Below are 14,946 nucleotides of genomic sequence, written 5' to 3'. Positions count from 1 at the left end.
TTTAATTTATTATTTTTACAAAGGTCTAAAAGCCTTTAAGAATAGGCAATACCGCATATTTTTCGCCCATAGGGATAAAAAAGTCAATTTTATGAAAACAAAGGGAAAAGTTGAAGAAAATAAAATTTGTCCGCTGGAAGTTGCAGTGAATACCATCAGTGGTAAATGGAAAATTCCTATCGTCTGGCAGATCAATGAAGGAAAAAAACGGCCCAGTGAATTTCTGCGGGGTATTGCTAAAGTTGACCGGAGAGTTCTCAATCAGCAGCTGAGTGAAATGGTAGAAGATGGTATTTTAACCAAACAATCTTTCAATGAACTTCCTCCAAGGGTAGAATACACTTTGACAGAACTTGGTGAACAGCTTGTGAAAATTCTTTGGCAACTGAATGACTGGGGAAAATTATTGATTCCAGAAAAAGATGAGCTATTGACACAATAAGTTTTCATATAATATATTGGCAGGTAAGCTAAAAAAAATGATATTTGTGTGAACTAAAAAAACACATGAAAAAAGTTATCACCGGAATCACTGCATTTTTAATGCTCGCAGGCTGTACAAAAGAAAAATTATCAGACCGTCTGTTGCCTGAGCCAGATAAGAACGAGCATTTAATTACAGAAAATGCTTTAAAAATCAATAAAGAAAAAAATACCATCAGGGAACGATTTTCTCCTCCGGAAGGTTATGAATGGATTGAAGAAAAACCGGATTCTTTCGGATATTTTATTGAACATTTTAAGCTGAAACCTTACGGCAGCCAGATTATAAAATATGAAGGAACTCCTATTTCTAACCAGCATCTTCATGAAGCTATTTTTGATATCGATACTGGAAATAAAGATTTACAGCAGTGTGCTGATGCCGCTATTCGAATAAGAGCAGAATATCTTTATAACACGAAACAATTCGACGAAATTAAGTTTCATTTTACAAGCGGTGATCTTCTCAGCTGGAACGATTATAAAAGTGGAATGAGAGCTGTTGTGAGTGGAAATTCGGTCAGCTTCAGAAAAACGGCTGCTTTTGATGATTCTTACCAGAGTTTCAGAAATTATCTGGATCTGATTTTTAATTATGCCGGAACCATTTCATTAAACAAAGAAACAAAGCCAGTAACGAAGAATTCTGATCTGAAAACAGGAGATATTCTGATCACGCCAGGCAGTCCGGGACATATCGTTTTTATTTCAGGAGTCTGCAAAAATCCGGAAGGCAAAAGACTGTTCTTATTAAGTGAAGGTTTCACACCCGCTCAGTCGGTTCATGTGCTCTCTAATCCATTTAATCCCTATTTTACGCCTTGGTACGACCTTGACGTGAATGCTTCGGAAACGAAAACTGCGCGATATTTTTTTAAACCTACAAACTTCAGAACCTTTTAATAATTTATATTCAAAACTATTGGAAAGTTACTACGATAATCTGAACTTGTTTTTGTAAATTTGTGTTCGAAATTTTTTACTTGATGAAAGAGAGTGCTGTAAAAAAGATTGCAGTTCTTACTTCAGGAGGTGACTCTCCGGGTATGAATGCGGCATTAAGAGCGGTAGTAAGAACCGCCAATTACTATAATATCGAATGTTACGGAGTAAGAGAAGGTTACAATGGCCTTATCAACGATGATTTCCTGAGAATGGGAGCCCGTTCCGTAAAAAATATAATCAACCAGGGTGGAACGATTCTAAAATCTGCCAGATCCGCTGAGTTCAGAACAAAAGAAGGCCGTCAGAAAGCGTACGACAACTGCGTAAAACTTGGAATAGACGGGTTGGTATGTATTGGAGGAGACGGAACATTTACCGGTGCAAAAATCTTTAATGAAGAATTCGGAATCAGAGTGATCGGTATCCCGGGAACAATCGATAATGATATTTTCGGTACGGATAATACCATCGGTTATGACACTGCTTTGAATACTGCCATGGATGCTATTGATAAAATCCGTGATACGGCAACTTCCCACAACAGAGTTTTCTTTGTGGAAGTAATGGGTCGTGATGCTGGTTTTATTGCACTAAACAGTGGATTGGCTGCCGGAGCTCTGGATATTTTAATTCCTGAAAAGAAAGACAGTATTGATGAGCTTTTCGTGAAATTCAGAAATGCTGAAAAACAGGAAAATCATCCAGCATCGTAGTCGTAGCAGAAGGTGAAAAACTGGCTAATGTTTACGAACTTGCAGAAAAAACAAAACAGACTTTCCCGGACTATGATATTCGTGTAGCCATTTTGGGGCATATGCAGAGAGGAGGTTCTCCAAGCTGTGCAGACAGAGTTTTGGCAAGCAGACTAGGTTATGGAGCAGTAACCGGACTTATGGAAGGACAAACCAATGTAATGGCAGGAATGCGTTCTAATGATCTGACGTATACACCGATAGAAGAAGCCATTAAAAAACATAACGAAATCAATAAGGATCTTTTACTGATTTCAGAAATTTTAGCAATCTAATTATTTTTATAATCTAATAAAAACAAACTATTATGTCAACAATTAAAGTAGGTATCAACGGTTTTGGTAGAATTGGACGTCTTGTTTTCAGAGCAATGACTGAAAGAGACAACATTGAAGTTGTAGGAATCAATGACCTAATCAATGCAGAATACATGGCTTACATGTTAAAATATGACTCTGTACACGGTATTTTCCCAGGTGAAGTTTCTGTAGAAGGAAATGATCTTGTAGTAAACGGGAAAAAAATCAGAGTAACTGCTGAAAAAGATCCTAGCAACCTAAAGTGGAATGAAATTGGTGCAGATTATGTAGTAGAATCTACAGGTTTATTCTTAGATAAAGAAAGCGCTGCAAAACACATTACTGCAGGTGCTAAGAAAGTAATCCTTTCTGCTCCTTCTAAAGATGATACTCCAATGTTCGTAATGGGTGTAAACCACAAGGAACTTACTGATGATATCAAAATCTTATCAAACGCTTCTTGTACTACAAACTGTTTAGCTCCTTTAGCTAAAGTAATCCACGATAACTTCGGAATCGTAGAAGGTTTAATGACAACAGTACACGCTACAACAGCTACTCAGAAAACTGTTGACGGTCCTTCAATGAAAGACTGGAGAGGTGGTAGAGCTGCTCTAAACAACATCATCCCTTCTTCTACAGGTGCTGCTAAAGCAGTAGGAAAAGTAATCCCTTCACTAAACGGAAAATTAACAGGTATGTCTTTCAGAGTACCAACTGTTGATGTTTCTGTAGTAGATTTAACTGTGAGAATTGAAAAGGCTGCTTCTTATGAAGAAATCTGTTCAGTAATCAAAGCTGCTTCTGAAGGTGAATTGAAAGGGATCCTAGGATATACTGAAGAGGCAGTAGTATCTCAGGACTTCGTAGGAGATAAGAGAACTTCTATCTTCGACAAAGATGCTGGTATCATGCTTTCTCCTAACTTCGTGAAACTTGTTTCTTGGTATGACAACGAAATGGGTTACTCTAACAAGTTAGTAGATATGCTTGTACACGCTGCTTCTTTATAATAAGTAATGAGCGATAAGCAATGAGTAATATAAAACCTTCCTGATGGGAAGGTTTTTTTATTGTTTCAGATAATAATATTCTTATATATTAAGGATTTGATGCTGGTGTTGCTGTTTTATCATTATCTTTAAAAATACCTATACCAACCCCAAAAGAAACCCAAGGTTTTCCTTGGTTTTTCCAATTATATACATTACTGTCAAATATATTATCAATTCCCCCTGAAATACCAAATTGCACAAATTCATATTGATACATTAAATTCAGTGAAAAAGTAACTGCAGCAACTGTTATTTTGTTCTCAAGAGGTTTTTCTAATATTGTAGTATTGTATTTGTCTAGATTTACAGATGAAGGACCAACTCCAACCAATAATGATAAAACATGCTTATTTGTCCACCAAGGATTAAATTTTATACCACCAGCAATAGTCAGGGCAAATGTAGGTTCAAAACTACCATCATTTGGTCTCCATTTAAAAGGATAAGTAAACGTACCCCAGGCTGGAGCAAAACGATTATAGATCTTCGAGGAATAATTATCAATTAATCTCTTTTCAATTAAAAAATATTTCTGCTCCTTTGTTATAATGTCAATATTATATTTATTATAATTGTCAGAACCTTCTTTCCAAGGCCAAAAATAAATCCTATAATATTCATTTTCTTCACCTACAATTTTGAATTCCCGATAATAGGAACAGTAGATGTTGATTTCTTTGAGGCTGAGGAAGCACTATATTGAAACAAATCTGTTGGATTCAATAATATTCTACTCTCATTTATTAAATTTTGTCCAAAAACCATCCCCACCCATCCAAGCAGAAACAGTAATACAATTTTTGTTTTCATGGTTATTTATTTTTCAGATTAAAGTTTTTTTGAAATGGTCATTAGTTTTATTTAAAACTACAATACTTTCCTACCACACGAAATACCACAAAAGGGTGATTTTATTTAACATAATTTTATTATTTTTAAGAAAACATTAACCAATGAAGAAAAAACACCTGACTCACGCAAAAAGACCTCATCCCCTCATTAAGGTCTGGAATGACTATCCTGAAATTTTACAGAATAACAACAGAATACTGCCCGTTCCCACCATTGAAAACATAATCGGAGAAATTTTTGCTCCTGGAAAATTCTATTATTATGTCATCAATTTTGCAGACAGCACCATCATTTGTAATCATGATGAAGATATTTTAGCAATACATGGTCTCCATAAACATCCTGTACATCTGAAAGAAATTATAGACCTCATCCATCCTGATGACGTGGAATTTGTGATGGAAGCAGAAAGAATGTCGATAGAAAAAATAAAAGAAATTGACGGTTTTGATTACCAGCAGGAACTGAAAACAAGCTACTGTTTCAGGATGAGAACTTCAAAAGGTAATTATGAACTCTTCCATCATCAGGCTTTACATACCTATAAAGATGAAGACGGCAGACTTTTGCAGGCAGTTAATATCCATACCAATATTGAACACATTACACACCAGAATTCTTATGTGGTATTGGTTTCCGGAATCAACGGACGGGAAGATTTTCACCAGATGCAATGGATGGGAAGTAATAAATCTAACGAATCTACATTCGTCATTTTCACCAAAAGAGAAGTTGAAGTCATTAACTGCATTGCAAAAGGATATTCAACATGTGAGATTTCGGATCTGCTGAATATTTCGGAAGAAACAGTTCGGACCCATAGGAAAAATATTTTAAGAAAATCCGACTGCAAAAACAGCTCTGAATTGATCAAAAAAACCTTTGAATGGGGATATTTATAGAAAATAAATCATAAGCCTGATAAATCTCACTGGAAAACTTCAGCATAAAACTTGTACTTTTATAGGTAAAGGAATGAACATGATACAACCCCGTTTTAAAGATTCTCCCCATTTCAGGAATTTTTGGGAAAACGGCAACGGAAAACAACTTATTGAATTTTCCGGAGCCGAAGTGAGCTTTGAAAAATTTGAAAAGTTTGCACCTTATTTTCATCATGTGGATGAAACCGGTGACGAGGTGGTAAAAGACGTTTATTTCACCCAAAAATTCCATGAAGCATCAAGGGAAATTGAAAATTACATTAGAAATGGAGTTTCAGAAACAGATTCCGTTCCTGAAAGTGTAAAAAAACTGTTCAGCCAAACCCAAAAAGTTCCGGACTGGCTGGATTATAATCTGCTTAAAAACGGTGCTGAACTTTGCATGAGAAGTAACCTGGACTCTTTGATCTCTCTGAGAGATTATTGTCTGATTGGTGGTTATGATTATGCTTACCTCAACAAACCCCTTATTGTAACAGAAGCATTGAAAAAAGGAGCTGTGAAACGTCTTTCCGAAACGTTAGACTTCTGGGTGAATGCTACTCGTTATAATGCACTGGAAGTTCATGCAAAAGGGTATGAATTTGCCATAAAAACCCGTTTGATTCACTCTTACGCAAGACTTTCCATTAAAAAACATTATAAAGACTGGGACTCTGAAAACTGGGGAGAGCCAATCAACTCGTGGGATATGATGGCAACGTATATCGGATTCAGTCTTGTATTTCTTCACAGTCTTCAGAAATTAGGAAATCGTTTTTCCATTGAAGAAGAGCAGGGAATTTTTCACCTTTGGAAATATGTAGGCTATCTTTTGGGAATTCCGGAGCAGCTTCTTCCTGATGATAAAAAACAAGCAACGGAATATTTTTATTTATGGACTTCAGTTCAACCACCTTCAGATAAAGATTCTATTCTCCTTGCTCATTCTTTATTGGATGAATCACTGGAAAATCCTATTTTAAAATATGAATTTCAGAGAAAAAATTTAAAATATCTGCACGTCTGCTGCACCTGGTTTCTTTTGGATGATGAAGTTTGTAAAAGATTACAGATTCCAGAAGTTCCTTACAGAAATCTGTTTCCAAAATCAAAAATATTTTTCAACAAAATTTACGATCAGTTTGTCAGTCGGGAAGCCAGAATACAAAGAGGAAACAAAGACCAGATGAAAGTACTGGAAGATTATCTTGCCATCACTAAAAATTCAAATTTTCATTAGGTTTAAAAAAGCTCGAAGATGGAAGATGGAGGCAGGAAGTTTCTATTGGACAATAAATCTCTTTTAGTAAAAATTTAAAAATAGTAATAATATTAAATTCATAATATTTTCCGAGCTTCAACAACTTCCCTCTTCCAGCTTCCAGCATCCTTTTTAGCTAATAGTTACTATTTTTTCATGTACTAATACCACATTCTGCATGTACTTCGTAATGAATAAGATCAGTAATAAAAATTTATCATTTTTTAACTCCAAAAACAGCTTTACAGGATAAATAATATTAGCTTTTGATATTTAAATTATGTATTTTTGAGAAATTATTTTAATAGAGATGAGTAACATTGATGATAAGAAAAAAGCACTCGCTTTAGTGCTTGACAAGCTAGATAAAACATATGGAAAGGGAACAGTAATGACTTTAGGTGATGAATCTATAGACAATACTATTGAAGTAATTCCTTCCGGTTCTTTAGGATTAGATATTGCCTTAGGTATTGGTGGATATCCAAAAGGAAGAATCATTGAAATATATGGTCCTGAATCTTCAGGTAAAACAACATTAACCCTTCACGCCATTGCTGAGGCTCAAAAAGCAGGTGGTATTGCCGCATTTATTGATGCAGAACACGCTTTCGACAGAACTTACGCTGCGAAACTGGGAATTGATCTTGAAAACCTGATCATTTCTCAGCCGGACAACGGTGAGCAGGCATTGGAAATTGCCGATAACTTGATCCGTTCAGGAGCTATTGACATTGTTGTGATTGACTCTGTTGCCGCTCTTACTCCAAAAGCAGAGATTGAAGGTGAAATGGGAGATTCTAAAATGGGTCTTCATGCAAGATTGATGTCTCAGGCATTAAGAAAGCTTACTGCTACTATTTCAAGAACGAAATGTACAGTAATTTTCATCAACCAGTTAAGAGAAAAAATCGGTGTCATGTTCGGAAACCCTGAAACAACTACCGGAGGTAATGCTCTTAAGTTCTATGCATCTGTAAGAATTGATATCAGAAAAGCAAGCGCACCTATCAAACAAGGTGACGAAGCTATCGGTAGCCGTGTGAAAGTGAAGATTGTGAAAAACAAAGTAGCACCTCCTTTCAAACAGGCAGAATTTGATATCATGTATGGAGAAGGAGTTTCTAAAGTAGGCGAAATCCTTGACACTGCTGTAGATATGGGAATTGTGAAGAAAAGCGGATCTTGGTTCAGCTACGAGGAGACTAAATTGGGTCAGGGACGTGATGCTGTAAAAGATGTGTTAAAAGACAATCCAGATCTTTCCGAAGAATTGGAAAACAAGATCAAAGAAGAAATGAAAAACAAATAGTTTTTCAGAAAAATATAGAAAAGGCAGTCTTAGGATTGCCTTTTTTGCTTTTAAATGGTTCTGTTTTTTTAACGCAAAGTTTTTATTTATATACTGTAATATTTTTAAGAGAGCAAAGGGTGAAATCAATGAAATTGATTCTTATTAAGCGAATGTATTTACTCAAAACTTCATCAGCAACAAAGTCGCAAATCCTTGCTTCCTTAGGATCAGCTTTCAAATTGTTATTTCTTTGCATTTAAATAAATGAAAGCTCAAAAATAAAAAGAGGTCATTCCGTGGAACAACCTCTTAATTTTTTATTTTTTAAAAAACTATTCTGTAATCTTACCTTGGAGCTGAAGAGCTCCTGTTACTTTCATTCCTTTCGTAAGCGTTTCTATTCTCATATTCTCTTTATTCACAAAAGCATCAATAGTGAAGAAGTCTTCATTTTCTTCATTCGTGATCAATTTCAGTTTCAGGATATATCCTTTCACACTTCCATCATCAAGCAGTGCTGTTTCCTTAAAGTCTATGATTTGGCCAATGAAGTCAAAACATGCATAATTAGGAAGATCCTGGCTTGGTGCATACGTTGTGAAATCATCACTCATTTTGGTGCCATCCGGTAAATCAGTATTGGTATGAACATCAAGGATCAGAACGATTCCACTGACATTCACCTTCAGATAAGGCTGCGTCATGTATGTATTTCTATTTTCAGCATAATCTGTTGCAAAGAACCAAACTCCAAAAGTATCTCTGGCAGGTCCTGCTACAATCGCCTGTAAATTCAGTGCATTTTCCCATTCTCTGATTGATCTCGTTTCAAAATCCAATGTATAATCAGTTTTTACTTCCGGAATGATCGTACTCAGCTCATCTGTTACAATAGTTTTAAATCTTACATCTTCAAATTCTGTTTTGCTTTTACTTTCTCCCGTAGGATCTGCAACAGTAGACTGCATCAAAATAGTTGTCAGATACTGACCGTAATCTTTAGTTTGGAAATTCTGATGACCAAAAACCCCACTCCAAGTGTTTACAAGATTATGAACGTTGGACTTCCTGATGATGATTCCTGCTTCATTTGTCATTTCAGGAGCTGCAATTCCTTCAGTATTTGGGAAATAATCTCTACCATCCACCAATTGATGGTTCATAATTATATTATTCTCTTCGTGAGAAAACTCTGCAAAACCTTTATAAGTGACATTCTGATTTTCGAAAACATAAGGAAGACCTGTTTTTGTTTTATCATCACCTGCAAAATGATACGCAAGAGAAATTCCTTTAAAATCCCCTTCCTGGATTGCAGGTGTATGATTTCCGTTATGATCAAACTGAGAATGATACAGAATCATATAAGATTTGATTTTCCCTTCCTGAAGTTCAGCTTCAAATTTTTCTTCCATTTGTGCGATTGCCTGTTGTGGAGGAAGCGCATAGGCATCTTCAGTTACCATATAAGCAAAGCCTTCTACCTCGCCATTTTCTTTTTCAAATGCGGAAATAGGGGTATACTCGCCTCTTAACTGAAGTGCTATAGAATACACGATATAATCATTATAAATTCTGATTTTTTCAAATTCTTCATTTACTTTTGGCTCTTCTCCCTGCTGTGATGGGATTTCCGGTATTGTTTCCACAACTTCTTCCACCACTTCCTGTACTACTTTTTCCTCTGGCATTTCCATTTCCTGAACCGGAGTACTCACATTTTCCTGATTGTTATTTTTTTTCTTAAAAAAATCAAAGATTCCCATACTGTTATTTATAATTGGCAGTAAATATAATGAAAGCGATCAACAGACCCAACATAAAAAAAATGTCATTGTGTCAGTTTATTCTTCATTTTTTAATAAAAAATTCCGGCGGAGCCTTTGGCTCCGCCGGAATTTTATTAGTTGGGTTTATCATCTGTCAGTTCAAATCCCCAATCTTTTCCTTTTTGGGTAGCTGGGATACCTTTTGTCATCCATACCGGAGCTTTAGCTCCTTTAAGATAATAATCAAAAAACTGCTGTTCTCGGATTTGAATATCTTTTCTGTTCTGACGTTTCATAAGGTTGTGATCATCCCCATTATAGTTCAGAAGCCATACTGGCTTCCCTAAGCGTCGTAATGCGGTAAACATTTCGATTCCCTGATACCACGGCACAGCCCCATCTTTGTCGTTACTCATAATGACTACCGGAGTTTTCACCTGATTAATGGTAAAAAGAGGTGAGTTTTTAATATAAAGATCCGGAGCTTCCCATAGATTCTTTCCTAGTCTGCTCTGAGATTTTTCATACTGAAATTGTCTGTTCATTCCTGAAGACCATCGGATTCCTCCGTAGGCAGAAGTCATATTAACAACAGGCGCACCACTCCATGCCGCTGCATACATATTGGTATGTGCAATAAGATACGCTACCTGATAACCGCCCCAGCTTTGTCCCTGAATTCCTATTTTAGTATCATCAACCCAGGAATTCTGCTTTAGCTTTTCAACTCCGGAGTTGATGTATTCCATCGCCGATTCTCCCGGGAAACCATCTGTATAAGAGATATCAGGGGTAAAAACCAGATATCCATTGCTTACAAAATAAGAGATATTCAATCTTGAAGGTGTAGGAGCAGGTGCCACATAACGGTTTAAGTTATCCGAAAGCTTTTCATAGAAATAGACAATCATAGGATATTTTTTGTTCGGATTAAAATCTTCCGGCTTGTATAAAACTCCTGTAGAAGTGTGCCCTTTTGGTGTTGTCCAGTTTACCAGTTCGCTAGATCCCCAGTTATATTGGCTTTGCTGCGGATTGGTATTGCTCAGCTTTTGTTGTTCTGAGAAATCTGATGTTGCAAAAATATTGGGAGAATCTGCATATGATTCTTTTACTAAAATATATTCCTCAGCATTTTTTGCTTTTTGAAGAGTTCTGTATCCCCAGACATTTTCCATCTGAATTTTTACAGGATCAGAATTGGATTGAATGGATGTTTTGAAAATTCCATTCGCTTTGGTAGTATTATCAAATGCTGATAAATAAATAGCCGATTTTCTGTTTACGCTTTTAATATCTTTATCTAAATCGTACGTATCAAATGTTATTTTATTCTTACGTCCGAATCCATTGGTGATATTTCTCGGCTTTTTTGAACCATTCAGGAAAAACTCCCAAAGATCATAACGATCTCTGATAATCACAGACTCATCTTTATCCGTCCAGGATGCAATCCCGTAAGAATTCGGGAAATCCGGCATATCAAATTCCTCGTCAACGAAAGAGACAGGTAAGCCTGTACTCAACGGAAGGGTTTGTTTTGTTTTTACATTATAGCTCAGCCATTTCCCTTTTTCTCTGTCAAAAATCACCAAAAAGTTTCCAAGCGGAGATATGGCAACAGCGCCATCCAGATTTTTAATAACTTCTGTTCGCTCTCCTGTTTTATTATCAATCAGGAAATATGTTTTCTTTGTTGAGCCTTCCCATTGCGAAGAAATACGGTTGTTAAAACTTGTAATACCCATTGCAAATTCCGCATTTCCTTCGTTAACCAATCGTAAAGTATCCAGATCTTCTCCATCGATATTTCTAAAAAAGTCCGGTTTTTCCGTTTGCATTACTGCTGCATAGGATTTCTTTAGATCATTTTTCAATTCTTTTAACTGTACCGTTTGCAGATAATCATCTCTGTAGCTCCAGATATCTAAAACAGCATGATCATTTGCAATCATTGCCGTATCTTTTGCAATAGGTTTTGGAGCAACACCAAAATAAAGCTGTTTCCCATTTTTACTGAAAATAGGTAAACGGTTTTCAGAAATTACCCAGTTCTTTTTCATCTGGGCATTTTCATTGGTAAGAATTTCTTTTTTGTTTCCTTTAAAATTAAAGTAGTACAACTGATACAATTTCACCAGATCATTCTGTGCAGAAGAAGTTCCTACATAAGCCAATTGATTTCCATCTTCATCAAAAGATAATTGTGAAAAATCACCTTCCATTTCAGAAATTTTATTCACAGTTCCTTTTTGCAGATCCACTATCTGGACCGTTTGAAGGGTATATTTCTTTGGTTTTGATTTATCGGTAACTTTTTTATCCTCAGATTTATTATCTAATGAATCTTTCTTTTCCTTTTTATCTTTGCTGCTTTTTTCTTCAGGCTTTTTAGTCACAAAAACAAGCTGTTTCCCATTTTTACTGAACTCATAGCGCACAACATTATCATATGTCGTACTTTTTCCATCCAAAAGATTTCGTACCACCAATTGTAATGGCTTTGCATTTTTCTCTTCATCTTTATTTTCATCGCCGTCATCTTTACCAGAACTATCATCTGAAGATTTATCTTTTGTATTTTCCAGAAGATAAGCAACGTAAGACCCTGCTTTTTCAGGTGTTTTAAATCCTTTTACATTGGGGATTTTCTCTGTTTTATCATTCAAAAAATCAACGATAGCAAGACTATCTTTGGTTAATTTATTTTGTTTAAGTTTTTTATCTTTTACCGCCTTTATATCTTTATACTGTGGGCGGATTTGAAAAACAGCAAATCTTGAATCATTCGTAAAATTCACTTTTGTGGCCCTTGCAAATTTCTTTGAGGTTTTATTTTTAACCGAATATAAAAAAAGGTTAGGATTTCCTTCCTGAGCATCCACAGAATAGGCAATCCATTTTCCATCATTTGAGATTTTTCTCGAGCCGATATTCTGCCAACTGTCATAAACAGAATGATCTAAAGGCTTTTTCTGCGCATACACAAAACATGTCATGATGAGCAGAATAAAAACTGTACATTTCAACTTCATTTTTAAAGAATTTTAAGAATTAAAAGTAAGGTATTTCTTTGAAAAATCCACATGATATACCTGTTTCATAATAAATCGAGAAAATGTCAATCTGTCACATTCCTGCGGATGGTATTTTTTTTGAGAAATATTTGAAAATTAAAAATTATAAAATATGACAACTAAAGGAAATATTAATGTATCTGTGGAAAACATTTTCCCGCTTATTAAAAAATTTCTTTACAGTGACCACGAAATATTCTTAAGAGAATTGATTTCCAATGCTACTGACGCAACCTTAAAATTAAAACATTTAACTAGCATCGGCGAAGCAAAAGTTGAATATGGAAATCCAAAACTTGAAGTAAAAATTGACAAAGACCAAAAAACTTTACGTATCATCGACCAAGGGATTGGTATGACGGGTGAAGAAGTGGAGAAATACATCAATCAGGTTGCTTTCTCAGGGGCTGAAGAGTTCCTGGAAAAATATAAAGATTCTGCTAAAGATTCAGGGATTATCGGACATTTTGGTCTTGGATTCTATTCTGCATTTATGGTGGCGGAAAAAGTAGAAATTCTTACAAAGTCTTATAAAGATGAACCGGCAGTACGTTGGATCTGCGACGGAAGTCCGGAATTCACTCTTGAAGAAACTACTGACAAAACGGATAGAGGAACGGAAATCATCCTTCATATTGCTGAAGATTCTGTAGAATTTTTAGAAGAAGGAAAAATCCGTGAACTGTTATTAAAGTATAACAAATTCATGCCTGTTCCGATTAAGTTCGGAACAAAAACACATACGCTTCCTTTACCGGAAGATGCTCCTGAAGATGCTGTGGCTGAAACAGAGGAAGTAGACAATATCATCAATAATCCGGTTCCGGCATGGACAATTGCGCCAAGCGAACTGACTAATGAGGATTATATGAAGTTCTACCACGAGCTTTATCCGATGCAGTTTGAAGAGCCATTATTCAATATTCACCTGAATGTTGATTATCCTTTCAACCTTACCGGAATTTTATTCTTCCCGAAACTGAGCAACAATTTAAATATTGACAAGGATAAAATTCAATTATATCAAAACCAGGTATTCGTAACAGATGAAGTAAAAGGAATCGTTCCGGACTTCCTTATGCTTCTGAGAGGAGTAATTGATTCTCCTGATATTCCGTTGAATGTTTCCCGTTCTTATCTTCAGGCAGACGGTGCTGTAAAGAAAATCTCCTCTTACATCACGAAAAAAGTAGCCGACAAAATGGCTTCTTTAATCAATGAAAACCGTGAAGATTATGAGCAAAAATGGAACGACATCAAAGTAGTTATAGAATACGGAATTGTTACCGAAGAAAAATTTGCTGAAAAAGCAGACAAATTCACATTATATCCTACCACAGACAGTAAATATTTCCTTTGGGATGAATTGGTAGAGAAAATCAAACCAATGCAGACTGATAAAGATAACAAGTTAGTTGTATTGTATGCTACCAATGCGGATGAACAACACAGCTATATTCAATCTGCAAGAGATAAAGGCTATGAAGTTCTGTTATTGGATTCCCCTATTATTTCACACGTAATTCAGAAACTGGAAACTTCTAAAGAAAATATTTCGTTTGCAAGAGTAGATGCGGATCATGTAAACAACCTGATCAAAAAAGACGAGCCAGTCATTTCAAAATTGAATGAAACGGAAAAAGAATCTTTGAAAAAGAATGTAGAAGAAGCTATTCAGGATTCTAAATTTACGGTTCAGCTTGAAGACCTTGACAGCAATGATGCTCCGTTCACCATTACCCAGCCAGAATTTATGAGAAGAATGAAGGAAATGCAGGCAACAGGCGGAGGTGGAATGTTTGGAATGGGAGGTTTTCCTGAGATGTATAATCTTGTTGTGAACTCGAATAGTGAGCTTTCCAATCAGATTTTAAATACTGAGAATACGGAAGAGAAAGAAAGTTTGATCAAATATGCTCTGGATCTTGCCAAGCTTTCGCAAAACTTACTGAAAGGAAAAGACCTGACAGATTTTATACAGAGAAGCTATAAGCAGCTTGAAAAATAATATACGAAAGACTGTTTCATTTGAAGCAGTCTTTTTTTGTTTAAAAAGGGTTGAAAGGCACTATTTTTTTGACATAAATCTTGCGACTTAAAACTTCTATAATGGATAAAATTCTTTGCAACTTTGCATTTTATAATCAATAGCTAATTAAAATCATCTGAATATTACAGTCCAAACCTTATAGGTTTTAGAAACCTATAAGGTTTAAATCTCTTCCTCTTACCA

The 14,946-nt window shown here is 35.6% G+C and carries 10 protein-coding genes and 1 pseudogene; 8 read left to right on the top strand and 3 right to left on the bottom strand.

What is annotated here, in order from left to right; translation table 11 throughout:
* Positions 1-91 precede the first annotated feature (91 nt).
* The 4 genes and pseudogenes from BOQ62_RS06350 to gap all read left to right on the top strand — a co-directional run bounded on the left by BOQ62_RS06350 (position 92) and on the right by gap (position 3,492).
* Entirely contained in the window at positions 92-442 is a 351-nt protein-coding gene (locus BOQ62_RS06350) for a winged helix-turn-helix transcriptional regulator (RefSeq protein WP_129038037.1), read from the top strand.
* A gap of 65 nt (positions 443-507) precedes the next feature.
* Positions 508-1,386, top strand: coding sequence for a DUF4846 domain-containing protein (locus tag BOQ62_RS06345; RefSeq protein ID WP_129038035.1), 879 nt, complete (start codon positions 508-510; stop codon positions 1,384-1,386).
* Positions 1,387-1,469: 83 nt separating this feature from the next.
* Positions 1,470-2,455: pseudogene (gene pfkA / locus BOQ62_RS06340) on the top strand (6-phosphofructokinase).
* Positions 2,456-2,487: 32 nt separating this feature from the next.
* The gene (gap, locus tag BOQ62_RS06335; protein ID WP_047096698.1) at positions 2,488-3,492 is read left to right on the top strand and encodes a type I glyceraldehyde-3-phosphate dehydrogenase; all 1,005 of its coding nucleotides are present in this window, start codon (positions 2,488-2,490) and stop codon (positions 3,490-3,492) included.
* Between the two features lie 88 nt (positions 3,493-3,580).
* Here the strand turns inward: gap and BOQ62_RS06330 are convergent, their stop codons facing one another.
* Positions 3,581-3,865 (bottom strand): hypothetical protein, encoded by a 285-nt coding sequence (locus BOQ62_RS06330; protein ID WP_129038034.1) that lies wholly within the window; start codon positions 3,863-3,865, stop codon positions 3,581-3,583.
* 622 nt (positions 3,866-4,487) lie between these two features.
* Between BOQ62_RS06330 and BOQ62_RS06325 the strand changes: the two genes are divergently transcribed.
* The 3 genes from BOQ62_RS06325 to recA all read left to right on the top strand — a co-directional run bounded on the left by BOQ62_RS06325 (position 4,488) and on the right by recA (position 7,885).
* Entirely contained in the window at positions 4,488-5,288 is an 801-nt protein-coding gene (locus BOQ62_RS06325) for a response regulator transcription factor (RefSeq protein WP_129038032.1), read from the top strand.
* Between the two features lie 79 nt (positions 5,289-5,367).
* Positions 5,368-6,552, top strand: coding sequence for an oxygenase MpaB family protein (locus BOQ62_RS06320; protein WP_129038030.1), 1,185 nt, complete (start codon positions 5,368-5,370; stop codon positions 6,550-6,552).
* A gap of 331 nt (positions 6,553-6,883) precedes the next feature.
* Positions 6,884-7,885, top strand: coding sequence for a recombinase RecA (recA, locus tag BOQ62_RS06315; RefSeq protein ID WP_047419990.1), 1,002 nt, complete (start codon positions 6,884-6,886; stop codon positions 7,883-7,885).
* Between the two features lie 314 nt (positions 7,886-8,199).
* On the opposite strand, the gene BOQ62_RS06310 is transcribed toward recA, so the two are convergent.
* On the bottom strand, positions 8,200-9,633 hold the full coding sequence (locus BOQ62_RS06310; protein ID WP_129038028.1) for a hypothetical protein: 1,434 nt from the start codon (positions 9,631-9,633) through the stop codon (positions 8,200-8,202).
* Between the two features lie 137 nt (positions 9,634-9,770).
* On the bottom strand, positions 9,771-12,671 hold the full coding sequence (locus BOQ62_RS06305; protein WP_129038026.1) for a prolyl oligopeptidase family serine peptidase: 2,901 nt from the start codon (positions 12,669-12,671) through the stop codon (positions 9,771-9,773).
* 154 nt (positions 12,672-12,825) lie between these two features.
* Here BOQ62_RS06305 and htpG point away from each other — a divergent pair, with 154 nt between their 5' ends.
* Positions 12,826-14,721: a molecular chaperone HtpG gene (gene htpG, locus BOQ62_RS06300; RefSeq protein ID WP_129038024.1), complete on the top strand. Its 1,896-nt coding sequence runs from the start codon at positions 12,826-12,828 to the stop codon at positions 14,719-14,721.
* Positions 14,722-14,946 lie beyond the last annotated feature (225 nt).

The sequence above is a fragment of the Chryseobacterium sp. CH21 genome, assembly GCF_004119445.1.
Classification (GTDB): Bacteria; Bacteroidota; Bacteroidia; order Flavobacteriales; family Weeksellaceae; genus Chryseobacterium.
This window is presented reverse-complemented; position numbering and strand designations above follow the sequence as displayed.

Bases quoted from the DNA above. Each gene is read 5' to 3' on its own strand.
- BOQ62_RS06350 (WP_129038037.1), top strand. From the start codon at position 92: ATGAAAACAAAGGGAAAAGTTGAAGAAAATAAAATTTGTCCGCTGGAA.
- BOQ62_RS06345 (WP_129038035.1), top strand. From the start codon at position 508: ATGAAAAAAGTTATCACCGGAATCACTGCATTTTTAATGCTCGCAGGC.
- gap (WP_047096698.1), top strand. From the start codon at position 2,488: ATGTCAACAATTAAAGTAGGTATCAACGGTTTTGGTAGAATTGGACGT.
- BOQ62_RS06325 (WP_129038032.1), top strand. From the start codon at position 4,488: ATGAAGAAAAAACACCTGACTCACGCAAAAAGACCTCATCCCCTCATT.
- BOQ62_RS06320 (WP_129038030.1), top strand. From the start codon at position 5,368: ATGATACAACCCCGTTTTAAAGATTCTCCCCATTTCAGGAATTTTTGG.
- recA (WP_047419990.1), top strand. From the start codon at position 6,884: ATGAGTAACATTGATGATAAGAAAAAAGCACTCGCTTTAGTGCTTGAC.
- BOQ62_RS06310 (WP_129038028.1), bottom strand. From the start codon at position 9,633: ATGGGAATCTTTGATTTTTTTAAGAAAAAAAATAACAATCAGGAAAAT.
- BOQ62_RS06305 (WP_129038026.1), bottom strand. From the start codon at position 12,671: ATGAAGTTGAAATGTACAGTTTTTATTCTGCTCATCATGACATGTTTT.
- htpG (WP_129038024.1), top strand. From the start codon at position 12,826: ATGACAACTAAAGGAAATATTAATGTATCTGTGGAAAACATTTTCCCG.